At 66.4% G+C, this 22,144-nt stretch carries 18 protein-coding genes; 15 read left to right on the top strand and 3 right to left on the bottom strand.

Going from position 1 to position 22,144, the window contains the following annotated elements; all coding sequences use genetic code 11:
- Positions 1-10 precede the first annotated feature (10 nt).
- Positions 11-2,140 (top strand): NAD-dependent DNA ligase LigA, encoded by a 2,130-nt coding sequence (ligA, locus tag ABNX08_RS11375; protein ID WP_349607332.1) that lies wholly within the window; start codon positions 11-13, stop codon positions 2,138-2,140.
- A 15-nt stretch (positions 2,141-2,155) separates the two neighbouring features.
- Positions 2,156-2,689, top strand: coding sequence for a peptide deformylase (gene def, locus ABNX08_RS11370; protein WP_022535339.1), 534 nt, complete (start codon positions 2,156-2,158; stop codon positions 2,687-2,689).
- A gap of 129 nt (positions 2,690-2,818) precedes the next feature.
- On the opposite strand, the gene ABNX08_RS11365 is transcribed toward def, so the two are convergent.
- From ABNX08_RS11365 to map, 3 genes are all read right to left on the bottom strand, one after another.
- Positions 2,819-4,789, bottom strand: a complete 1,971-nt coding sequence (locus ABNX08_RS11365; RefSeq protein ID WP_022535338.1) for a pseudouridine synthase — start codon at positions 4,787-4,789, stop codon at positions 2,819-2,821.
- A gap of 23 nt (positions 4,790-4,812) precedes the next feature.
- Complete coding sequence (locus ABNX08_RS11360; RefSeq protein WP_349607333.1) at positions 4,813-7,395, bottom strand: [protein-PII] uridylyltransferase; 2,583 nt, start codon at positions 7,393-7,395, stop codon at positions 4,813-4,815.
- Between the two features lie 75 nt (positions 7,396-7,470).
- Positions 7,471-8,289, bottom strand: coding sequence for a type I methionyl aminopeptidase (gene map, locus ABNX08_RS11355; RefSeq protein WP_022535336.1), 819 nt, complete (start codon positions 8,287-8,289; stop codon positions 7,471-7,473).
- A gap of 347 nt (positions 8,290-8,636) precedes the next feature.
- Here map and rpsB point away from each other — a divergent pair, with 347 nt between their 5' ends.
- The 13 genes from rpsB to lpxA all read left to right on the top strand — a co-directional run bounded on the left by rpsB (position 8,637) and on the right by lpxA (position 22,144).
- Positions 8,637-9,380 carry a 30S ribosomal protein S2 gene (rpsB, locus tag ABNX08_RS11350; protein ID WP_022535335.1) on the top strand — a complete coding sequence of 248 codons (744 nt, stop codon included), beginning with the start codon at positions 8,637-8,639 and terminating at the stop codon, positions 9,378-9,380.
- Between the two features lie 284 nt (positions 9,381-9,664).
- On the top strand, positions 9,665-10,543 hold the full coding sequence (gene tsf / locus ABNX08_RS11345; RefSeq protein ID WP_349607334.1) for a translation elongation factor Ts: 879 nt from the start codon (positions 9,665-9,667) through the stop codon (positions 10,541-10,543).
- Positions 10,544-10,834: 291 nt separating this feature from the next.
- Positions 10,835-11,545 (top strand): UMP kinase, encoded by a 711-nt coding sequence (pyrH, locus tag ABNX08_RS11340; RefSeq protein ID WP_010809599.1) that lies wholly within the window; start codon positions 10,835-10,837, stop codon positions 11,543-11,545.
- Positions 11,546-11,655: 110 nt separating this feature from the next.
- On the top strand, positions 11,656-12,216 hold the full coding sequence (gene frr / locus ABNX08_RS11335; protein ID WP_022535333.1) for a ribosome recycling factor: 561 nt from the start codon (positions 11,656-11,658) through the stop codon (positions 12,214-12,216).
- A 46-nt stretch (positions 12,217-12,262) separates the two neighbouring features.
- Positions 12,263-13,033 carry an isoprenyl transferase gene (locus tag ABNX08_RS11330; protein WP_022535332.1) on the top strand — a complete coding sequence of 257 codons (771 nt, stop codon included), beginning with the start codon at positions 12,263-12,265 and terminating at the stop codon, positions 13,031-13,033.
- Positions 13,034-13,066: 33 nt separating this feature from the next.
- A complete protein-coding gene (locus ABNX08_RS11325; protein ID WP_022535331.1) occupies positions 13,067-13,888 on the top strand; it encodes a phosphatidate cytidylyltransferase in 822 nt (273 codons plus the stop codon).
- A 23-nt stretch (positions 13,889-13,911) separates the two neighbouring features.
- Positions 13,912-15,093, top strand: a complete 1,182-nt coding sequence (ispC, locus tag ABNX08_RS11320; RefSeq protein WP_349607335.1) for a 1-deoxy-D-xylulose-5-phosphate reductoisomerase — start codon at positions 13,912-13,914, stop codon at positions 15,091-15,093.
- Between the two features lie 107 nt (positions 15,094-15,200).
- Positions 15,201-16,616: an RIP metalloprotease RseP gene (gene rseP / locus ABNX08_RS11315; RefSeq protein ID WP_022535329.1), complete on the top strand. Its 1,416-nt coding sequence runs from the start codon at positions 15,201-15,203 to the stop codon at positions 16,614-16,616.
- A gap of 100 nt (positions 16,617-16,716) precedes the next feature.
- On the top strand, positions 16,717-19,050 hold the full coding sequence (bamA, locus tag ABNX08_RS11310) for an outer membrane protein assembly factor BamA (protein WP_022535328.1): 2,334 nt from the start codon (positions 16,717-16,719) through the stop codon (positions 19,048-19,050).
- Between the two features lie 21 nt (positions 19,051-19,071).
- A complete protein-coding gene (locus ABNX08_RS11305) occupies positions 19,072-19,599 on the top strand; it encodes an OmpH family outer membrane protein (protein ID WP_022535327.1) in 528 nt (175 codons plus the stop codon).
- A gap of 55 nt (positions 19,600-19,654) precedes the next feature.
- Positions 19,655-20,746, top strand: coding sequence for a UDP-3-O-(3-hydroxymyristoyl)glucosamine N-acyltransferase (lpxD, locus tag ABNX08_RS11300; RefSeq protein ID WP_022535326.1), 1,092 nt, complete (start codon positions 19,655-19,657; stop codon positions 20,744-20,746).
- A gap of 11 nt (positions 20,747-20,757) precedes the next feature.
- Positions 20,758-21,207, top strand: a complete 450-nt coding sequence (gene fabZ, locus ABNX08_RS11295) for a 3-hydroxyacyl-ACP dehydratase FabZ (RefSeq protein ID WP_022535325.1) — start codon at positions 20,758-20,760, stop codon at positions 21,205-21,207.
- Positions 21,208-21,340: 133 nt separating this feature from the next.
- Positions 21,341-22,144, top strand: a complete 804-nt coding sequence (gene lpxA, locus ABNX08_RS11290) for an acyl-ACP--UDP-N-acetylglucosamine O-acyltransferase (protein ID WP_022535324.1) — start codon at positions 21,341-21,343, stop codon at positions 22,142-22,144.

Below are 22,144 nucleotides of genomic sequence, written 5' to 3'. Positions count from 1 at the left end.
GGAGCCTGCCATGACCGCAAAACAACGCGGCGCGCAGGCGGAAGCCTCCGCGCCCGGCGGCGGCTTGTCGCTCCAGGCCGCCGCCAAACGCGTGGCCTGGCTGCGCGATGAGATCGATCGCCACAGCCACCAGTACTACGTGCTGGACGCGCCGACCATTCCCGATGCGGAATACGATGCGCTGTTCAGCGAGCTGCAGGCGCTGGAGCTCGAACATCCCGAGCTGCAGACGCCCGATTCGCCGACGCAGCGCGTTGGCGGAGAGCCGCTGGCGGCCTTCAATGCGGTACGCCACCGCGTGCCGATGCTGTCGCTGAACAACGGCTTCGACGACGAGGATGTGCTGAACTTCGACCGCCGCTGCGCGCAAGGCCTGGGCCGCAGCGCGCCCGCGGCCGGCGAGCAGGACCTGTTCAGCGCCGCCGACGCGGTCGAGTACCACTGCGAACTGAAGTTCGACGGCCTGGCGATGTCGCTGCGCTACGAGGACGGCCGGCTGGTGCAGGCCGCCACGCGCGGCGACGGCGAGACCGGCGAGGACGTCACCGTCAACGTGCGTACCATCAAGGCGATCCCGCTGAAGCTGCGCGGCCAGGCGCCTGCGGTGCTGGAAGTGCGCGGCGAGGTCTTCATGTACCGCCGCGACTTCGACAAGCTCAACGAGCGCCAGGCCGAAGCGGGCGAGAAGACCTTCGTCAACCCGCGCAATGCCGCCGCCGGCAGCCTGCGCCAGCTCGATCCGCGCATCAGCGCCAAGCGGCCGCTGTCATTCTTCGCCTACGGGCTGGGCGAGCTGCAAGGCGTCAACCGTCCCCTTACGCATGGCGCCATGCTCGACGGCTTTGCCGCGCTGGGCCTGCCGGTGTGCAAGGAGCGCGCGGTGGTGAAGGGCCCGCAAGGGCTGCTGGAGTTCTATCGCGATATCGGCAAGCGCCGCGACGACCTGCCATACGACATCGACGGCGTGGTCTACAAGGTCAATGCGCTGGCCGAGCAGGAACGCCTGGGCTTTGTCTCGCGCGCACCGCGCTTTGCGCTGGCGCACAAGTTCCCGGCGCAGGAGATGACCACCATCGTCGAGGACATCGAGGTGCAGGTCGGGCGCACCGGCGCGATCACGCCGGTGGCGCGGCTCCAGCCGGTCTTTGTCGGCGGCGTGACCGTGACCAACGCCACGCTGCACAACGAGGACGAGATCCGCCGCAAGGACGTGCATATCGGCGACACCGTGATCGTGCGCCGCGCCGGCGACGTGATCCCGGAAGTGGTCGCCGTGGTGACCGAGCGTCGGCCCGACGACGCGCGCGCCTTCGTGATGCCGAGCGCGTGCCCGGTATGCGGCTCGCATATCGAGCGGCTAGAAGACGAGGCCATTGCCCGCTGCACCGGCGGGCTGATCTGTGCGGCGCAGCGCAAGCAGTCGCTGCTGCATTTCGCGCAGCGGCGCGCGATGGATATCGAAGGCCTGGGCGACAGGCTGGTCGAGCAACTGGTCGACCAGGGCATCGTGCGCACGCCGGCAGACCTGTACAAGCTGGGCGTGGCCAAGCTGGCGGCGTTGGAACGCATGGCCGACAAGTCCGCGGCCAACCTGGTGACGGCGATCGACAAGTCGCGCGCGACCACCATGAACCGCTTTATCTTCGCGCTTGGCATCCGCCATGTGGGCGAGGCCACGGCCAAGGATCTCGCCAAGCATTTCGGCAAGCTCGACGCGCTGATGGCGGCCGACGAGGCGGCGCTGCTGGAAGTGAACGACGTGGGCCCGGTGGTGGCGCAGTCGATCGCGCACTTCCTTGCCGAACCGCACAACGTCGAGGTCATCGAACAGCTGCGCGCCGCAGGCGTACACTGGCCGGAAAGCGAGCCGGTGGCCAAAGCCCCCGCGCCGCTGTCAGGCAAGACCTTCGTGCTGACCGGCACACTGCCCAATATGTCGCGCGAGGACGCCAAGGAAATGCTGGAGGCCGCGGGCGCCAAGGTCGCGGGTTCGGTTTCCAAGAAGACCGACTACGTGGTGGCCGGCGCCGAGGCCGGCAGCAAGCTGGACAAGGCCGAGGCGCTGGGCGTGCCGGTGCTGGACGAGGCCGGCATGCTGGCCTTGCTGGCGGAAGTCGGCGCCGCGCCGAAACAGAATTAACCGGGGAAAACTGCCATGATCCGCGAGATTCTCAAGATGGGCGATCCGCGCCTGCTGCAGGTGGCGCGGCCGGTGGAGCGCTTCAATACGCCTGAGTTGCGTACGCTGATCGACGATATGTTCGACACCATGGACCACGCGAATGGCGCGGGCCTGGCGGCACCGCAGATCGGTGTAGGGCTGCAGGTGGTGATCTTCGGCTTCGATCGCAATCCGCGCTATCCGGATGCGCCGACGGTGCCCAAGACGGTGCTGATCAATCCGCTGCTGGAAATGCAGTCGGAGGAAATGGAAGACGGGTGGGAAGGGTGCCTGTCGGTGCCGGGGCTGCGGGGTGTGGTGCCGCGGCACTTGCGGCTGAAGTACAGTGGCTATGACCTGATGGGGAACCGCCTCGAGCGCGTGGCTGACGGCTTCCATGCGCGGGTGGTGCAGCATGAATGCGATCACCTGCAGGGGATTCTTTATCCGATGCGGATCAAGGATTTCACGCGGTTTGGGTTTACCGAGATATTGTTCCCCGAGCTGCCGCCGAATAGCGACGACTGACGGGCCGACGGCCCTCATACAACCGCTTGTGTGCTCCCACTCCCGCAAGCGGGAGTGGGAGCACACCGGCAGGGCGAAAAAAAGGGCGGCCGCAATGGCCGCCCTTTTGCATGAGGACTTCTTCAGCCCTCAAAACTTCTCAAACTGACCCAGGAACCTCCACTTGCCCGGCGGCAGATCCCCCAGCACCACGCGCCCCATCCGTACGCGCTTCAGGCCAACCACCTCCAGCCCGACCTGCTCGCACATCCGCCGGATCTGGCGCTTGCGTCCCTCGCGCAGCACGAAGCGCAACTGCTCCTCGTTCTGCCAGCTCACCTTGGCGGGCTTCAGCGGCACGCCATCCAGCGACAGCCCGTGGCGCAGCAGTTCGAGATCGTCTGCAGGGAATTCCGCACTGATATTGCGTTCGACCACACCCTGCGGCGAATGCCACACCACCCGCACCAAGTATTCCTTCTCGACGGTCGAATCCTCGCCGATCAGCGCGCGCGCCACGCGGCCGTCCTGCGTCAGCACCAGCAGCCCGGTCGAGTCGATATCGAGACGGCCCGCCGGCGCCAGGCTTTTGCGCTGCCACGGGGCAAAGCGTTTGCGCGTAGGATCGCCTTCCCACTGGTTCTCGGCGGTGAACAACACCGCAGCTGGCTCGTAGCCATCCTCGGCCTGGCCGGAGACATAGCCCACCGGCTTGTTCAGCAGTACCGTGACGCGCTCGCCCTGTTCGGAGCGGGCTTCCTGCATGATCTCGATCTCGGCGTCTGGACGGATGCGGCTGCCCAGTTCGGTCACCGGCTTGCCGTCGACCAGCACCCAGCCACGCGGGATCCATTCGTCGGCTTCGCGGCGCGAGCACAGGCCCAGTTCCGACATGCGCTTGGACAGGCGTACCAGGCCATCGTCGTGGACGGATTCGTCGCGGATGGTCGCGGGCTTTTCCGCGCGCGGTGCCGGGGCCTGCGGGCGAGGCGTGCCGGCGGTGCGGATGCGGTCGGCGGCATCGCTGAAGCGCCGCGCGGGGGCCGTGCCTTCGCTGCGGCGCTCGCCGGTGGGGGCAGGGCGGCGGGCGCGGTTGTCGTCGTCGCCGTAGCGGCGCGGGCGCGCATCGCCGCCTTCAAAGCGGCGCGGCGGGCGGGCCTCGCCCCGGTCGTCGCCAGTGCGGCGCGGGCGGTTGTCGTCATCACCGAAGCGACGCGGACGCGAATCGGCACCTTCAAAGCGGCGCGGAGGACGCGCGTCGCCACCTTCAAAACGGCGTGGAGGACGCGCATCGCCACTTTCGAAGCGGCGCGGCGGTCGTGCCTCTCCCCGGTCGTCGCCAGCGCGGCGCGGACGGTTCTCGTCGTCGCCGAAACGGCGCGGCGGGCGCGATTCCCCGCCCTCGAAGCGGCGCGGGCGCGCTTCGCCACGATCGTCGCCAGCACGGCGCGGACGGTTCTCGTCGTCGCCAAAGCGGCGCGGCGGACGCGAATCCCCGCCCTCGAAGCGGCGCGGTCGTGCTTCGCCACGATCGTCGCCGTAGCGGCGCGGACGGTTTTCGTCGTCGCCGAAACGGCGCGGCGGGCGCGACTCACCGCCTTCAAAGCGGCGCGGCGGACGCGACTCACCGCCTTCAACGCGGCGCGGCGGACGCGACTCACCACTTTCAAAGCGGCGCGGGCGCGCTTCGCCCCGATCGTCGCCGTAGCGGCGTGGGCGATTCTCGTCGTCGCCAAAGCGGCGCGGCGGACGCGATTCACCACCTTCGAAGCGGCGCGGGCGGGGTTCGCCGCGATCGTCGCCATAGCGGCGCGCACGGTTCTCGTCATCGCCAGCGCGGCGCGGCCGCGCCTGCCGTTCGCCGTCAGCAAGGCGCGGCGCGCGCGGCTTGCGCGGCTCGCCGGCACCGGCCTGCGATTCGCCCTGTGCCGGGCGCCCGCTGGACTTGCCGCCGGTGCGCTGCTGGGCGCGCTTGATGCCCTCGGCCACGGACTGTACGCGCTTGCGGTTCAGGTCGGACACGCGCACGGGGCGCGTGCCGCTCTTGCGCGCGGCCGTGCCGGTGTCGCCTGCGGCCTTGATGCCTAGCGTCTTGCGCTTCGGCGAATTGCTGTCGGTCATATCGTTGATGCTGCCCGCCCGCCTCAGATGGCGAGGGCGGCGAGCAAGTCCTGTTCAAGCTGAATCTGCAATCGGTTGTCGGCAGCAAGACGGCTGCCGTCGACCAGGAACACGTCTTCGACGCGTTCGCCCAGGGTGTTGATGCGTGCCGTATGCACGGACACGCGATGCCGTGCCAGTACGCGGGCGATGGCGTACAGCAGGCCGGTGCGGTCGTTGGCGGACAGCGACAGCAGGTAATACTGGCCGCGCTCGTCCGGGCGCAGGTCCACGCGCGGCTTGATCGGGAAGCTGCGCGACTGGCGCGACAGCCGTCCCTGCGTGGGGTCGGGCAGCGGGCCCGGCTGGCGCAGTCGTTCGCACAGTTCGTGCTCGACCAGCGCGATGATGTCGCGGTAGTTGCCCCCATCGCCGGCCATGCCGGGATCGGTGACCTGGAAGGTATCGAGCGCGTACTCGTGGCGCGTGGTGTGGATCTTGGCGTCCTGGATCGAGAACGCCTTGCGCTCGAAATAGCCGCAGATGCGCGCGAACAGGTCGGGCTGGTCCTTGACGTAGACCGCCACCTGCAGGCCTTCGCCGGCCGGGGAGATGCGCGCCTTGACCACCGGCGTGGGGCTGTCGACCTTGTCGTACAGATGGCGCGTCAGCCAGGCGATATCGCGCGAATCATGGCGCAGGAAGAAGGCCACGTCGAGTTGCGCCCACAGCTTCTTGCCGAGCTCCGGGTCGAACGCCTTCAGGCGCAGCTCCGAGATGGTTTCTTCCTTGCGCTGCGACCACAGCGAATGCGAATCGACCCTGGCGCCGCCCAGCACGCGCAGCGTGATGCGGTACAGGTCTTCCAGCAGCTTGCCCTTCCAGGCGTTCCACACCTTGGGGCTGGTGCCTCGGATGTCGGCCACGGTCAGCAGGTAGAGCGCGGTCAGGTAGCGTTCGCTGCCGACCACGCGCGCAAAGGCGTGCACCACTTCCGGATCGGTCAGGTCCTGCTTCTGTGCCACGTGGCTCATGGTCAGGTGATGCTCGACCAGCCAGCTGATCAGGTCGGCGTCTTCGCGGGCGATGCCGTGCTGCTTGCAGAAGCGGCGCGCATCGAGCGTGCCGAGTTTGGAGTGGTCGCCGCCGCGGCCCTTTGCGATGTCGTGGAACAGCGCCGCCACCGACAGCACCCACGGCTTGTCGAAGCTCGCCATCAGCTGGCTGCAGAACGGGAACTCGTGCGTGTGCTCGACGATGGCGAAGCGGCGCATGTTGCGCACCACCATCAGGATGTGCTGGTCCACGGTGTAGACGTGGAACAGGTCGTGCTGCATCTGGCCGACGATGCGCCGGAAGTTGATCAGGTAGCGGCCCAGCACGCTGGTCTGGTTCATCAGCCGCAGCGCATGGGTGATGCCTTGCGGCTCCTGCACGATGGCCAGGAACAGGCGCCGGTTCTCCGGATCCCTGCGCCAGCTCGCGGTCATTACGGTGCGCGCGTTGTACAGCCCACGCAGCGTGCGCGGTGACAGGCCTTTCACGCCGGGCGTGCGCTCATACAGCAGGAAGGTTTCCAGGATCGCGTGCGGGTCGCGCTCGTAGACGTCGTCGCTGGTGATCTCCAGCATGCCCTGGCGCTCGACAAAGCGTTCGTTGAGCACGCGCGTGACCTGCGACTCGCTCGGGAACAGCATCGCTTCGATATTGAGCAGCAGTACGCTGTTGAGCTGCGTGACCGCCTTGGCCGCCCAGTAAAAGCGGCGCATCAGCTGTTCGCTGGCGCGCTTGTTGGCGTTCTGGCGGTAGCCGAAGGATTCCGCCAGCGCAGTCTGCAGGTCGAACACCAGCACGTCCTGGCGCCGGCCCGCCACCAGGTGCAGGCGCGCGCGGATGGTCTTGAGCAGCCGCTCGTTGCGCGCGAGTTCCTGCGCTTCACGGCGCGTTAGCAGGTCCCTCTCGAACAGCTCCTTCCAGCTGTCGCCCAGGCCCGCGGCCTTGGTCATCCACAGGATCACCTGCAGGTCGCGCAGGCCGCCGGGGCTTTCCTTGCAGTTGGGCTCGAGCGAGTAGGGCGTGTCCTGGTACTTGGCGTGGCGCTGGCGCATTTCCAGCAGCTTGGCCTGGAAGAACGCGGCGGGATCCAGGTCGGCCTGGTAGCGCGTGCGCAGCGACTCAAACAGCTTGCGATTGCCGGTCACCAGCCGCGCTTCCAGCAGCGAGGTCTGGATGGTGACGTCCTGGCGCGATTCGCGGATGCAGTCGTCCACCGTGCGCACCGAAGAGCCGATTTCCAGCCCGAGGTCCCAGCACAGGCCGATGAAACGCTCCAGCCGGCAGGCGGTGTCCTGGTCGGGCTCGCCCGGCAGCAACAGCAGCACGTCGACGTCCGAGTACGGGAACAGCTCGCCGCGGCCGTAGCCGCCCACCGCCACCAGCGCTGCGCCGGCGGGCATCTCCAGCCCGCGCCACGCCTCCACCAGCGCGGCGTCGACGGCGCGGCGCAGCCGCGTGATCAGCGCGCCGACGTTGGCGGTGAGGTTGAAGTCGGCAAACAGTGCCTGCTTGTCGGCTTTGAGCTGGTCGCGCACGCGCGTGGCCAGCAGCAGTTCCGGCGTGGTGTCCATGGGGATGGCGGGATGGGTCGTGGGCACGGCTGGAAAAAGAAGGGCGCCGTCAGGCGCCCTGGCTCGGATGCGACCTCAGGCCGCGACGGATTCGGTGATGAAGGCTGGCGGCGCCGGGGTGCCGGCCGAGACTGTCAGCACCTCGTAGCCGGTCTCCGTCACCAGTACGGTGTGCTCCCACTGCGCCGACAGGCTGCGGTCGCGGGTCTTCACCGTCCACTGGTCGGGCATGGTGCGGATATCGCGCTTGCCGGCGTTGATCATCGGCTCGACCGTGAAGATCATACCGGCCTTGATCTCGGTGCCGGTGCCCGGGCGGCCGTAGTGCAGGATCTGCGGGTCTTCATGGAAGTTCTTGCCGATGCCGTGGCCGCAGTACTCGCGCACCACGCTGTAGCCGGCGGCTTCGGCGTGCACCTGGATGGCATGGCCGATATCGCCGAGGCGTGCGCCATTGCGCACCTGGGCGATGCCCTTCCACATGCACTCGTAGGTCACCTGCGCCAGGCGCTTGGCCAGGATCGAACCCTCGCCGACGATGAACATGCGGCTGGTGTCGCCGTAGTAGCCTTCCTTGGTGATGACGGTGATATCCAGGTTGATGGCGTCGCCGGCCTTGAGCACGCGCTCGCCCGGAATGCCGTGGCAGATCACATCGTTGACCGAGGTGCAGATCGCGCCGGGGAAGGGCGGGTAGCCCGGGGGCGCGTAGTTCAGCGGTGCCGGCACGGTGCCTTGCACGTCACGCATATAGGCGTGGCACAGGCGGTCCAGCTCGCCGGTGGTGACGCCCGGCTGGACGAAGGGCGTGATGTAATCGAGGACTTCGGAGGCAAGGCGGCAAGCCACGCGCATCTGGGCGATGTCTTCGGCGGAGTTCAGGTGAATGCTCATGCTGCGTCGCCAAAAAAGTGAAGGCGAGGCCACTGGCCGCGCCGGAATCGAAAGATCAATGTGGGATTATCGCACCATCGGGGCCAGATCGCAGCTTGTGAACGGGCTGCTTTCCCGCAGGTTTTGCGCATCGCCACGAGGCGGCAGAGTTTTGGGCGGCTTGAGCAGGGTGCGTTTTTGTTGCTACAATAGCGGGCTGATCTGGTTGCGGTGCGGCATTGCAACCGCCAGGTCAGTATTTTGCAGCATCGTGCTGCGCAGTTTTGAAATCGCTGGCCCGCCTATCCGGGGTGTTCCTTTTCAGGAATGTCGGGGCGGGCTTCAGACCTAACCCTTTGGAGAATCACATGTCCGTTACCATGCGCGAAATGCTGGAAGCCGGTTGCCACTTCGGCCACCAGACCCGCTTCTGGAACCCGAAGATGGCCCCCTTCATCTTCGGCCATCGCAACAAGATCCACATCATCAACCTCGAAAAGACGCTGCCGATGTTCCAGGACGCAATGAAGTACGTGCGTCAGCTGGCAGCCAATCGCGGCACCATTCTTTTCGTGGGCACCAAGCGCCAGTCGCGCGAAATCCTGGCTGAAGAAGCTGGCCGCGCCGGCATGCCTTACGTCGATGCCCGCTGGCTCGGCGGCATGCTGACCAACTTCAAGACGGTCAAGATCTCGATCAAGCGCCTGAAGGACATGGAAGCCGCCAAGGAAGCCGGCGCGCTGGACACCATGAGCAAGAAGGAAGCGCTGATGTTCGAGCGCGAGATGCTCAAGCTGGAAAAGTCGATCGGCGGCATCAAGGACATGGGCGGCGTGCCTGACGCGATCTTCGTGGTCGACGTCGGCTACCACAAGATTGCCGTGACCGAAGCCAACAAGCTGGGCGTGCCCGTGATTGGCGTGGTTGATACCAACCACTCGCCGGAAGGCATCGACTACGTGATCCCGGGCAACGACGACTCGAGCAAGGCCGTGGCCCTGTACGTGCGCGGCGTGGCTGACGCGATCCTGGAAGGCCGTGCCAACGCGGTGCAGGAAGTGGTCGAGGCCGCCCGCGGCGACGACGAATTCGTCGAAGTGCAGGAAGGCTGATTGCCCGCCGCCCCGTTGCCGGAAAGGAACCGCTAGCGCGCATCGTCATCAGACAGACAAGCAAAGCTTGCCGCCCGTAACGACGGGCCGCGCGCGGGTCGAAAAGCCGGGGTACTCCGGCAGCAGGGCAAGAAGAAGGGGGCACATCCGGCGCCCCCTTTTTTTAAATTTGAATTGTTGTCATCCGCCGCAGGCAGTATCTGCCGCGGGTGTGCTGTAGACCCACCGACCGGGTGCCGCGGGCGACTGCCGGCAGCCGGCGCGAACCATTCAAGGAGTGACAAATGGCGGCAATTACCGCAAGCATGGTTGCAGAACTGCGCGCGAAGACCGACGCGCCGATGATGGAGTGCAAGAAGGCCCTGACCGAGGCCGACGGCGACCTGAACAAGGCTGAAGAGCTGCTGCGCGTCAAGCTGGGAAACAAGGCCAGCAAGGCCGCCTCGCGCGTGACCGCCGAAGGCGTGGTCGCTTCGTTCATCGACGGCACCACCGGCGTGCTGGTCGAACTGAACTGCGAGACCGATTTCGTCTCCAAGAACGACGACTTCCTGGCGTTCTCGGCCAAGGTTGCCGAACTGATCGCCAAGCAGAACCCGGCCGACGTGGCTGCCCTGTCGGCGCTGGAACTCGACGGCGTGAGCGTTGAAGCCACCCGCACGGCCCTGATCGGCAAGATCGGCGAGAACCTGACGATCCGCCGCTTTGTCCGTTACGCCAACGGCGGCAAGCTGGTTTCGTACCTGCACGGCACCCGTATCGGCGTGATGGTCGAGTTCGACGGCGACGAAGCCGCCGCCAAGGACGTGGCCATGCACGTGGCCGCCATGAAGCCGGTATCGCTGTCGGCTGACCAGGTCCCCGCCGACCTGATCGCCAAGGAGCGCAGCATCGCCGAGCAGAAGGCTGCTGAATCGGGCAAGCCGGCCGAAATCGTCGCCAAGATGGTTGAGGGTTCGGTGCAGAAGTACCTGAAGGAAGTGTCGCTGTTCAACCAGCCGTTCGTGAAGAACGACAAGCAGACCGTCGAGCAGATGCTCAAGGCTGCCAACACGACCGTGAAGGGCTTTACCCTCTACGTCGTGGGCGAAGGCATCGAGAAGAAGCAGGACGACTTCGCTGCCGAAGTGGCCGCCCAGGTGGCTGCTGCCCAGAAGGGCTGATGTCCGGGGCGCCGTGGACTGCCCGGTGCGGGTGGTCCATGCGCCTATAATGCCGCAGGGGCGCCGCAAGGTGCCCCTCTGCATAAGTAGTGTGCAGTGCAGCGTCGCCCGCGGGCTGCGTTGCAGTGCAGCAGTCAGTTTTCGCGGTTGCCTTCCTGGTTTGCATCGGGACGGGCCACCTCGAAAACCGGCTTTCTTCCGCTGGCGGCGCGCCGATCCGCGCCGCCGGTGCCAAATACATACGTCTCAAGAACGTCTCAACCGAGCGACTTGCTCCTGTCCGAGGTGAACATGCCAGCCTACAAGCGCGTCCTTCTGAAACTGTCCGGTGAAGCCCTGATGGGCGACGATGCCTTCGGCATCAACCGCTCCACCATCGAAGCGATGGTGAACGACATTGCCGAGATCGTTAAGCTCGGCGTGCAGGTCGCGGTGGTGATCGGCGGCGGCAACATCTTCCGCGGTGTCGCGGGCGGTGCGGCCGGCATGGACCGCGCCACGGCCGACTACATGGGCATGCTGGCCACCATGATGAACGCGCTGGCGCTGCAGGACGCGATGCGCCACGCCAATATCGAAGGCCGCGTGCAGTCCGCGCTGCGCATGGACCAGGTGGTCGAGCCCTATATCCGCCCGCGCGCGATCCGCCAGCTCGAAGAGGGCAAGGTAGTGATCTTCGCCGCCGGCACCGGCAACCCGTTCTTCACCACCGACACCGCCGCCGCGCTGCGCGGCTCGGAAATCGGTGCCGAGGTCGTGCTCAAGGCGACCAAGGTGGACGGCGTCTACACCGCCGACCCCAAGAAGGACCCGAGCGCCACGCGCTACACCACCATCAGCTTCGACGAGGCCATCTCGCGCAACCTGCAAGTGATGGACGCCACCGCCTTCGCGCTGTGCCGCGACCAGAAGCTGCCGATCCGGGTGTTCTCGATCGTCAAGCCGGGCGCGCTCAAGCGCATCATCCTGGGCGAGGACGAAGGTACGCTGGTGCACGTCTGAGCCCTGCCGGGTCGCGTCACAATGGTGGTACGCGGCCGGGCAAAGAGTAGAATGAATCATTTTCCGGTCCCGGCCGCGGGATCATGGTTGTTTGATTTCCGGAGGTAAAAATGAGCGTCGCCGACACAAAGAAGAGCGCCGAGCAGAAAATGCAGCGGTCGATCGAGGCCTTCAAGGCCGATCTGGCCAAGATCCGCACCGGCCGTGCCCACACCGGCCTGCTCGACCACGTTCAGGTTGATTACTACGGCTCAATGGTGCCGATCAGCCAGGTCGCGAGCGTCGGCCTGGCCGATGCTCGCACTATCACGGTGCAGCCCTGGGAAAAGAAGATGGTGGGCGCGGTCGAGAAGGCCATCCGTGACTGCGACCTGGGCCTGAACCCGGCTACCATGGGCGAAGTGATCCGCGTGCCGATGCCCGCACTGACCGAAGAGCGCCGCAAGGAGCTGACCAAGGTCGTCAAGAGCGAGGCCGAAGGCGCCAAGGTGGCCGTGCGCAACCTGCGCCGCGATGCCAACGAGCAGTTCAAGAAGCTGGTCAAGGACAAGACCATTTCCGAGGACGACGAGCGTCGCGGCCAGGAAGAAGTGCAGAAGCTGACCGACAAGTACGTGGCCGAGATCGACAAGATGGTCGCCGAGAAAGAGAAGGAGATCATGACGGTCTGACGCCCGTCCCGGCACCTGCCGGGGCAGTCAGAGACCGTCTGCCATCATGCAGCACATCAGTTCAACGCTCGACGTACCCGATACCTCCTATGTGCCCCGCCACGTTGCCATCATCATGGACGGCAACGGTCGCTGGGCGACCCAGCGGCACCTGCCGCGCGTTGCCGGGCACACCCGGGGGCTGGACGCGGTGCGCGCGGTGGTGGAAGCCAGCGCCGCCCGGGGCGTGCAGTACCTGACGCTGTTCGCGTTCAGCTCCGAGAACTGGCGCCGCCCCGCGGACGAAGTCTCGTTCCTGATGCGGTTGTTCATGACGGCGCTGCGGCGCGAAGTGGTCAAGATGCACGCCAACAACATCCGGCTGCGGGTGGTGGGCGACCTGGGCCGCTTCAGCCCCCGCATCCAGCAGCTGATCAAGGACGCCGAGGCGCGCACCGCCGGCAATACCGGCCTGACCGTGACCATCGCCGCCAACTATGGCGGGCGCTGGGACCTGCTGCAGGCCATGCGCAAGATGCTGGCGCGCTCGCCCATGCTCGATCCGGAAGCGATCGAGGAATCCATGCTGGCGCCGCACCTGGCCATGGCCTATGCGCCGGAGCCGGACCTGTTTATCCGCACCGGCGGCGAACAGCGCATCAGCAACTTCCTGTTGTGGCAGCTCGCGTATTCCGAACTGTATTTCACCGACGTGTACTGGCCGGATTTCGACGCCGCGGAACTGGACAAGGCCTTTGCCTCGTACCGCCAGCGCGAACGCCGTTTTGGCCGCACCAGCGCGCAGCTGGTCGCCCCGGGATTGTCGGGCACGGCCTGAGCCCACTCCAACCTTTCACCGGGACCGCAGCGCATGCTCCTCACCCGCGTCATCACCGCCCTGTGCCTGTTGCTGCTGATCCTGCCGATCCTGTTCCTGGCGCCGCCTGCGGGGCTTGCGGGGCTGGTGGGCTTGATCGTGCTGCTGGCCGGCTGGGAATTCGGCCGCCTGATCGGGCTGCGCGGGCCGTGGCCCTATGTCTATGCGCTGGCCTGCCTGATCGCGGCCATCACCTGGCATGACCTGCCGCTGCGCCACGCCACCACCTGGCTGCTGGAAGCCGCCGTGATCTGCTGGGGCGTGGCCGTGGTTCTGCTGGCGCGCGGCGTGCGCACCGCGACCCCGGCCTTCACCGCGCTGGGCGCCGTGCTCGGGCTGGTGATGCTGCCCGCGTTCGCCCATGCCACCATGATCCTGCGCGGCGCCGGCATCGGCGTGCTGCTGACCGCGGCCGTGCTGGTGTGGGCGGCGGATATCGGTGCGTATTTCACCGGCAAGGCCATCGGCCGGCGCAAGCTCGCGCCCGGCATCAGCCCGGGCAAGTCCTGGGAGGGCGCCATCGGCGGGTGGCTGCTGGCACTGCTGATCGGGCTGGCGCTGGCCGCCACGCATGCCTTTGCGCCGACGTGGTTCTCGGCGATGGGCGACCGCGGCGGCCTTGTCTATGTGGCCGTGCTGACCACGCTGCTGGTCGCGGCGAGCGTGGTCGGCGACCTGTTTGAGTCGCTGCTCAAGCGCCAGGTCGGCAAGAAGGACAGCAGCCGGCTGCTGCCCGGCCACGGCGGCGTGCTGGACCGGATCGATGCCTTGCTGCCGGTGTTCCCGCTGGCGGCACTGATGCTGATTTTTCTTTGAAGCCTTCTCTGAAGCGGTCTGATATGCAGCGCATTACCATCCTGGGCGCCACCGGTTCCATCGGCGAAAGCACGCTGGACGTGATCAGGCGCCACCCCGACCGCTACACGGTGCATGCGCTGACCGCCCACCGTCAGGTGCGCAAGCTGGCCGACCAGTGCATCGCATTCCGCCCGGCCCGCGCCGTGGTCGGGACCGCCGAGGCGGCCGCCGAACTGCAGGTGCTGCTGCGCGAGGCCGGTGTCGGCACCGAAGTCAGCTACGGCGAGGCCGAGCTGGAATCGGTGGCCGCCGACGCGCAGACCGATGCCGTGATGGCCGCGATCGTCGGCGCCGCCGGCCTGCGCCCGACGCTTGCCGCCGCGCGCGCTGCCAAGCGCGTGCTGCTGGCCAACAAGGAAGCGCTGGTGATGTCGGGCCGCATCTTCATGGATGCTGTGCGCGAGCACGGCGCCACGCTGCTGCCGATCGACAGCGAGCACAACGCCATCTTCCAGTGCCTGCCGGCCGACGACCCGCGCTACGGCCGCGGCGTGGCCAGGGTGCTGCTGACCGCGTCGGGCGGGCCGTTCCGCACGCGCGACCCGGCCACGCTGCACGATATCTCGCCCGACCAGGCCTGCGCCCACCCCAACTGGGTCATGGGCCGCAAGATCTCGGTCGACTCCGCCACCATGATGAACAAGGGCCTCGAAGTAATCGAGGCGCACTGGCTGTTCGGCGCGCCCGCCGAGCGCATCGAGGTACTGATCCACCCGCAGAGCATCGTGCATTCGATGGTGGCCTATCACGACGGCTCGGTGCTGGCGCAGCTCGGCAACCCGGACATGCGCACGCCGATTGCCTACGGCCTGGCCTATCCCGAGCGCATCGACGCGGGCGTGACGCCGCTGGATCTGACCCGGGCGGGAGGGCTGAATTTCGAAAAGCCGGACCTGCAGCGCTTCCCGTGCCTCGGCCTGGCCTTCGACGCACTGCGTGCCGGCGGGGTGGCGCCGGCGGTGCTCAATGCTGCCAATGAAGTGGCGGTCGAGGCATTCCTTGGCGGCAAAGTGCGCTTCACGGACATTGCGGGCATCGTTAGGCAGGTGCTTGAGGCTGCACCTCAAGGCCCTGCAGATACGCTCGAAGCAGTGCTCGACGCCGACCGGCTCGCCCGCGAGGCGGCGCGCTCGACCGTGGCGCCGCTGGCTGCCAACCGCTGATCCGGCGGGCTGGCCTGCCGCATCTGCGACAATAGCGGGTGCGGCGGCACGGGTCCCCCTCGGACCCGGCGCGCCCGCCCAGCCCTCGTTACTGACGTCCCGACGCCATGCAAACCGTACTCGCTTTCATCGTCGCCCTGTGCGTGCTGATCTATGTGCACGAAATGGGGCACTACCTCGCCGCCCGTGCCTGCGGCGTGAAGGTGCTGCGCTTTTCCATCGGCTTCGGGCGGCCGCTGCTGCGCTGGATCTCGAAGAGCCGCGACCGCACCGAATGGACGGTGGCGGCGATCCCGCTGGGCGGCTACGTCAGGATGCTGGACGAGCGTGAGTTCGATCCCGGGCGCGACTCACCCATCGATCCGATCGACCTGCCGCGCGCCTTCAACCGCCAGCCGGTGGGCAAGCGCTTCATCATCGTGGCGGCCGGGCCGCTGGCCAATTTCCTGCTGGCGATCGTGCTGTACTTTGCGCTGTTCGCCGGCGGCATGCGCGAGCCCGCGCCCATCGTGGCCGCGCCCGCGGCCGGCACCACGGCGGCGCAGGCCGGCGTGCGTGAGGGCGACCGGGTGCTGTCGCTGACCGCCAACGGCCATACCGAACCAGTGCGTTCCTGGAATGACCTGCGCATGGCCGTGTTTGCCGAGGGCTTCGGCGATGCGCGCGCCGTGCTGCGCGTGCGCAGCCCCGACGGCGCCGAGCGCGACGTCACGCTGGCGCGCCTGCCCAATACCGGCGGCAATCCCGAGCAGGACCCGCTTGCCACGCTCGGCCTGAACCTGAAGGGCGGGCCGGTGACGATCACCGAGGTGCTGCCCGGTTCCGCCGCCGAGCGCGCCGGCCTGAAGAAGGGCGACCGCGTGGTGGCCTGGCAGGGCACTCCGCTGACGCAGGCCAGCGCGCTGATCAAGGCGGTGCGCAGCCAGCCTGGCCAGACCGTGACGCTGGGCATCGAGCGCGACGGCAAGCGCCTGGACGTGCCGGTGACGCTGGACAGCGCCCCGGCGCGCGATGGCGAGAAGACGGCAAGCGCGGATCCAAGCAAGAATGCGCCCGCGCCCTCGGGCAAGCTCGGCGCGGCGCTCAGCCAGGCGGTGGAAATGGAAACCGTGCGCTACCGGCCGGACCAGGCGCTGGCGCGCGCGGTGGGCCAGGTCTGGGACACCAGCGCGCTGTCGCTGAAGCTGCTCGGCAAGATGCTGGTGGGGCAGGCATCGCTGCAGAACCTGAGCGGTCCGCTGACCGTGGCGGATTACGCGGGACGTGCCGCAAACCTCGGCCTGCAGGCGTTTATCAGCTTCCTGGCGCTGGTCAGCGTCAGCCTCGGGGTACTGAATTTGTTACCTATTCCGGTTCTGGACGGGGGGCATTTGCTGTATTATTGCGTGGAATTTTTGACTGGCCGGCCCGTCCCAGACCACTGGCAGGCAATGCTGCAGAAGGTTGGCATCGCCTGCATCTTGCTCCTGACTTCGCTCGCTTTGTTCAATGACGTCAGCCGAATGTTTCTGGCGAACGGCTAGAAACGTGTGTCGGCAAGAGGGGCGGTCGTGTCGTCGGACACCGTCGCCGGGGACGCCATTGTCACGCGCAGTCCAACGAGGCATCGGAGCGCAATCCTGGATGGAATCAAAGAGGGGATCAACATTGATCAGACATAAGCGCATTTCGCTGGGCTTGCTGGCGAGTGCCGTTATTGCAGCCTGGAGCCCGGCGGGCTGGGCTGCCGATCCGTTCGTCGTCAGGGACATCCGCGTTGAGGGCCTGCAACGCGTCGAGCCGGGTACCGTGTTTGGCTACCTTCCTGTGCGCGTCGGTGAAACCTTCACCGACGACAAGGGCGCCGATGCCATCCGTGCCCTCTACAATACCGGCTTCTTCAAGGACGTGCAGATCCGCGCCGAAGACGGCGTGCTGGTGGTGCAGGTCGAGGAGCGCCCGGCCATCTCGCAGCTCGAGTTCGTCGGCATCAAGGAATTCGACAAGGACACGCTGCGCCGTTCGTTGCGCGCGGTCGGCGTGGCTGAAGCCCGTTACTACGACAAGGCACTGATCGACAAGGCCGAGCAAGAGCTCAAGCGCCAGTACGTCGCGCGCGGCTACTATGCCGCCGACGTGCAGACCACGATCACGCCGGTGGACCGCAACCGCGTCTCGGTGGTGTTCAACGTCGAAGAGGGGCCGGTCGCCAAGATCCGCCAGATCAATATCGTCGGCAACAAGGCCTTCAAGGAAGGCACGCTGCGCGACGAGATGCAGCTGTCCACGCCGAACTGGCTGTCGTGGTACACCAAGAACGACCTGTACTCGAAGCAGAAGCTGACCGCCGACCTGGAAGCGCTGCGCTCGTTCTACCTGAACCGCGGCTACCTGGAGTTCGCGATCGAATCGACCCAGGTGTCGATCACGCCGGACAAGAAGGACATCTACCTGACGCTGAACATCAAGGAAGGCGAGCAGTACAAGGTGTCCGACATCCGCCTGGCCGGCGAGCTGCTCGGCAAGCAGGAGGAAATGGAAAAGCTGCTGCAGCTGAAGAAGGGCGACATCTTCTCGTCCGAAAAGCTGACCGCCAGCACCAAGGCCATCACCGACCTGCTCGGCACCTACGGCTACGCCTTCACCACCATCAATCCGCAGCCGAACATCGACCAGCAGAAGCGTGAAGTCGCGCTGACGCTGATGGTCGACCCGGGCCGCCGCGTCTACGTGCGCCGCGTCAACGTGGTGGGCAACAGCAAGACCCGCGACGAAGTGGTGCGCCGCGAGATGCGCCAGATGGAAAGCTCGTGGTTCGACAGCGAGAAGCTGCAGCAGTCGCAGGCACGTATCAACCGGACCGGGTACTTCACCGACACCAACATCACCACCGAGGACGTGCCGGGCGCGCCCGACCAGGTCGATGTGAACGTCAACGTGACGGAAAAACCGACCGGCCAGATCAGCCTGGGCGTGGGCTTCTCGTCCACCGACAAGCTGGTGCTGCAGGCCGGCCTGCGCCAGGACAACGTGTTCGGCTCCGGTACCAGCCTGGGCCTGGACGTGAACACCGCCAAGTCGTTCCGTACCATCGCGCTGACGCAGTACGACCCGTACTTCACGGTGGACGGCATCAGCCGCTCGACCGATATCTACTACCGTACCTCGCGCCCGCTGTACTACACCGGCGACCAGGACTACAAGATCGTGTCCGCCGGCGGCGGCTTCAAGTTCGGCGTGCCGTTCTCGGAAGTCGATACGGTGTTCTTCGGCATCGGCTACGAACGGACCCAGGTTTATACCTCGGTCAACACGCCGGCGCAGTACACCGACTGGCTCAGCAAGATCGGCAAGAGCTCGGGCGACGGGATCAACAATTTCCCGTTCACCATCGGCTGGGCACGTGACCGCCGCGACAGCGCACTGGTCCCGACCAAGGGCCCATACACCCAGGCCAACCTGGAAGTCGGCCTGCCGGGCGGTGACACGCAGTACTACCGTGCCAGCGTGCAGCAGCAGTACTTCTATCCGATCTCGAAGGCCTTTACGCTGGCACTGAACGGTGAAGTCGCCTACGGCCACGGCTACGGCAACACGCCGTTCCCGGTGTTCAAGTACTTCTACGCCGGCGGTATCGGCTCGGTGCGTGGCTACCAGACCAGCACGCTGGGCCCGAAGGACCAGAACGGCAACCCGGTGGGCGGTGCCTCCAAGATGATCGGCAACATCGAATTCATCTTCCCGCTGCCTGGCTCGGGCGTGGACCGCACGCTGCGCCTGTTCACGTTCTTTGACTTCGGTAACGTCTACCAGGAAGGTGCGCCGCTGCGCTTCAGCGACCTCAAGTACTCGACCGGCTTCGGCATGTCGTGGCTGTCGCCGATCGGCCCGCTGAAGATCAGCATGGGCTTCCCGCTCAAGCGCGACGATACCGACAAGGTCCAGCGCTTCCAGTTCCAGATCGGCACGGCATTCTGATTCTGATAAAGGATCTGTTTCATGAATACAAAATCCAAACTGGTCAAATCCCTGGGCGCCGCCGCGCTCGCCACGGCGGCTATCTGCGCCGCGGCGCCGGCCATGGCCCAGGAGGCGCGCATTGCCGCCGTCAATTCCGAACGCATCCTGCGCGACTCGCAGCCGGCCAAGCTGGCCCAGGTCAAGCTGGAGCAGGAGTTCTCCAAGCGCGACCGCGAACTGCAGGACATGGCCCAGAAGATCAAGGGCATGGCCGACAAGCTTGACAAGGACACGACCGTGCTGGCCGACGCCGACCGCCAGCGCCGCCAGCGTGAAGTGGCCGACCTCGACCGCGAGTTCCAGCGCAAGCAGCGCGAGTTCCGCGAAGACCTGAACCAGCGCCGCAATGAAGAACTGGCGCAGGTGCTGGAGCGCGCCAACCGCGTGATCCGCCAGCTGGCCGAACAGCGCAAGTACGACCTGATCGTGCAGGAAGCGGTCTATGTGAACCCGCGTATCGACATCACCGACGACGTGATGAAGGCGCTGAACGCCGGCGCCAGGTAAGCCGCCCCGGTTTTCACGTTCTTTCGTCTTTTCGTTTTTTTCAGGAAGTACCGCCATGCAGACACCCACACTGGGTCAGCTCGCCACCGAGAACGGCGCGCAGGTTGTGGGTGATCCCGACCTGGCGATCGTTGGCCTCGCTCCGCTGGATCAGGCCGGACCGGCCGAGCTCTCGTTCCTGTCCAATCCGCTCTACCTGCAGCAGGCGCTCGACTCCAAGGCTGGCGCCGTGATCGTGTCGGCGTCCGACCTCGAGCGCATCCGCGCCGAGGGCCGGGCCGACGGCCGCAACTGGCTGGTGGCGCGCAATCCCTATGTCTGCTTTGCCCGCGTGGCGCAGTGCTTCGACCGCGCCGCCAATACCGATACGCGCGTCGGCATCGACCCGCGCGCGACGGTGTCGCCGGATGCGGTGGTGCCGGCGTCTTGCTACATCGGCCCCAACGTGGTGATCGAGCGCGGCGCACGCCTGGGCGAGCGCGTGCGCATCCTGGCCAACAGCTATGTCGGCGCGCATGCCGAGATCGGCGATGATTCGCTGCTCTACGCCAATGTTTCGGTCTACCACCAATGCGTGGTCGGTGCCCGTGCGATCCTGCACAGCGGCGTGGTGATTGGCGCGGACGGCTTCGGCTTTGCGCCGGATATCAGCGCGACCGGCGTCGAATACGTGAAGATCCCGCAGACGGGACGCGCCGTGCTGGGCGATGACGTGGAGGTCGGCGCCAATACCGCGATCGACCGCGGCGCCATGGCCGACACCGTGATCGAAGAAGGCTGCAAGATCGACAACCAGGTCCAGATCGCACACAACGTGCGCGTCGGGGCCCATACGGTCATTGCCGGGTGCGCCGCGGTATCGGGCAGCACGCGCATCGGCCGTTTCTGCGTGATCGGGGGCGCGGCCAATTTTGCCGGCCACCTGAGCATTGCCGACCGCACCACAGTGTCCGGCGGCACCTCGATCACCAAATCCATTACCAAGCCCGGGGGCCATTTCACCAGCGTCTTCCCGTTCCTGCCGCACGGCGAGTGGGAACGCAACGCAGCCATCGTGCGCGGCCTGAGCAAGCTGCGCGAACGGGTGGTGGCGCTGGAACGTCGCCTGCGCGGCCAGTCCGCCGGTTCCCCAACCTCACAAGACTAAGAGAAATCATCATGACCGCAGCCGACATCGACATTCGCCAGATCCTTAAGCTGCTGCCGCATCGCTATCCGTTCCTGATGGTGGACCGCGTGCTGGAGTTCGAGCCGGGCAAGCGCATCAAGACGCTGAAGAACGTCACCATCAACGAGCCTTATTTCATGGGCCATTTCCCCGAGCAACCGGTGATGCCGGGGGTGATGATCCTCGAGGCGCTGGCACAGTCCGCTGGCCTGCTGACTTTCGGTGCGGAGATGGAGCGCAAGGAAGGCTCGCTGTACTACTTCGTCGGCATCGACGGCGCCCGCTTCAAGCAGGTGGTATACCCGGGCGACCAGTTGCACATGAACGTGACGGTCGAGCGCTATATCCGCGGCATCTGGAAATTCAAGGCGTTCGCCACGGTGGACGCCAAGGTGGCCTGCGAGGCGGAGCTGATGTGCACCGTGAAGCAGGCCGAGTGAGGCCGCCAGCGGCCCGCGGCATCGCCGCAGGCCGCGCGCCGCGCCCGCTCTGACGGGCGCGGGCGGCCAGGACGGGAACCTTTGCCCCCCGGCATGGGCCCATCCTTCACCAGACACACCACAGGACAGACGTATGACGCAAATCCATCCCACCGCACTGGTCGACCCGAAGGCAGAACTGGCTTCCGACGTGACCGTCGGGCCGTTCTCTATCGTCGGCGCCAATGTGCGGATCGGCAGCGGCACCCGGATCGGCTCGCATACGACGGTCGAGGGCTACACCACGATCGGCGAGGGCAACCAGATCGGTCCCTATGCTTCGGTCGGCGGCGTGCCGCAGGACATGAAGTACCGCAACGAGCCGACGCGGCTCGAGATCGGCGACCGCAACACCATCCGCGAATTCACCACGATCCACACCGGCACGGTGCAGGACCGCGGCCTGACCAGCATCGGCAACGACAACTGGATCATGGCCTACGTGCATATCGCGCATGACTGCATCGTCGGCAACAACACCGTGTTTTCCAGCAACGCGCAGATCGCCGGCCACGTTGAAGTGGGCGACTGGGCGATCCTGGGCGGCATGAGCGGCGTGCACCAGTTCGTGCGCATCGGCGCCCATGCGATGCTGGGTGGCGCTTCTGCGCTGGTGCAGGACGTGCCGCCGTTCGTGATCGCCGCCAGCGACAAGAGTGGCAACAAGGCCACGCCGCACGGCGTCAACGTCGAGGGGCTGCGCCGCCGCGGCTTCGATGCGGGCCAGATCGGTGCGCTGCGCCAGGCCTACAAGCTGCTTTACAAGTCCGACCTCAGCTTCGACGAGGCACGTAACGAGATCACCGCCTTGCTGGGCCAGGTCGATGCCGGTACCGCGGAACCGCTGCGTGCGTTTGTCGAATTCCTTGCCGCCACCCAGCGCGGCATCGTGCGCTGA

It is taken from the genome of Cupriavidus sp. DF5525 (genome assembly GCF_040149425.2).
Lineage (GTDB): Bacteria > Pseudomonadota > Gammaproteobacteria > Burkholderiales > Burkholderiaceae > Cupriavidus > Cupriavidus pickettii_A.
Note: the sequence above shows the minus strand (reverse complement) of the source record. Positions and strands in the feature narration are given on the sequence as shown.

Bases quoted from the DNA above. Each gene is read 5' to 3' on its own strand.
- rseP (WP_022535329.1), top strand. From the start codon at position 15,201: ATGCAAACCGTACTCGCTTTCATCGTCGCCCTGTGCGTGCTGATCTAT.
- rpsB (WP_022535335.1), top strand. From the start codon at position 8,637: ATGTCCGTTACCATGCGCGAAATGCTGGAAGCCGGTTGCCACTTCGGC.
- ABNX08_RS11330 (WP_022535332.1), top strand. From the start codon at position 12,263: ATGCAGCACATCAGTTCAACGCTCGACGTACCCGATACCTCCTATGTG.
- fabZ (WP_022535325.1), top strand. From the start codon at position 20,758: ATGACCGCAGCCGACATCGACATTCGCCAGATCCTTAAGCTGCTGCCG.
- map (WP_022535336.1), bottom strand. From the start codon at position 8,289: ATGAGCATTCACCTGAACTCCGCCGAAGACATCGCCCAGATGCGCGTG.
- ispC (WP_349607335.1), top strand. From the start codon at position 13,912: ATGCAGCGCATTACCATCCTGGGCGCCACCGGTTCCATCGGCGAAAGC.
- ABNX08_RS11365 (WP_022535338.1), bottom strand. From the start codon at position 4,789: ATGACCGACAGCAATTCGCCGAAGCGCAAGACGCTAGGCATCAAGGCC.
- ligA (WP_349607332.1), top strand. From the start codon at position 11: ATGACCGCAAAACAACGCGGCGCGCAGGCGGAAGCCTCCGCGCCCGGC.
- ABNX08_RS11305 (WP_022535327.1), top strand. From the start codon at position 19,072: ATGAATACAAAATCCAAACTGGTCAAATCCCTGGGCGCCGCCGCGCTC.
- tsf (WP_349607334.1), top strand. From the start codon at position 9,665: ATGGCGGCAATTACCGCAAGCATGGTTGCAGAACTGCGCGCGAAGACC.
- ABNX08_RS11360 (WP_349607333.1), bottom strand. From the start codon at position 7,395: ATGGACACCACGCCGGAACTGCTGCTGGCCACGCGCGTGCGCGACCAG.
- frr (WP_022535333.1), top strand. From the start codon at position 11,656: ATGAGCGTCGCCGACACAAAGAAGAGCGCCGAGCAGAAAATGCAGCGG.
- lpxD (WP_022535326.1), top strand. From the start codon at position 19,655: ATGCAGACACCCACACTGGGTCAGCTCGCCACCGAGAACGGCGCGCAG.
- pyrH (WP_010809599.1), top strand. From the start codon at position 10,835: ATGCCAGCCTACAAGCGCGTCCTTCTGAAACTGTCCGGTGAAGCCCTG.
- def (WP_022535339.1), top strand. From the start codon at position 2,156: ATGATCCGCGAGATTCTCAAGATGGGCGATCCGCGCCTGCTGCAGGTG.
- bamA (WP_022535328.1), top strand. From the start codon at position 16,717: ATGGAATCAAAGAGGGGATCAACATTGATCAGACATAAGCGCATTTCG.
- lpxA (WP_022535324.1), top strand. From the start codon at position 21,341: ATGACGCAAATCCATCCCACCGCACTGGTCGACCCGAAGGCAGAACTG.
- ABNX08_RS11325 (WP_022535331.1), top strand. From the start codon at position 13,067: ATGCTCCTCACCCGCGTCATCACCGCCCTGTGCCTGTTGCTGCTGATC.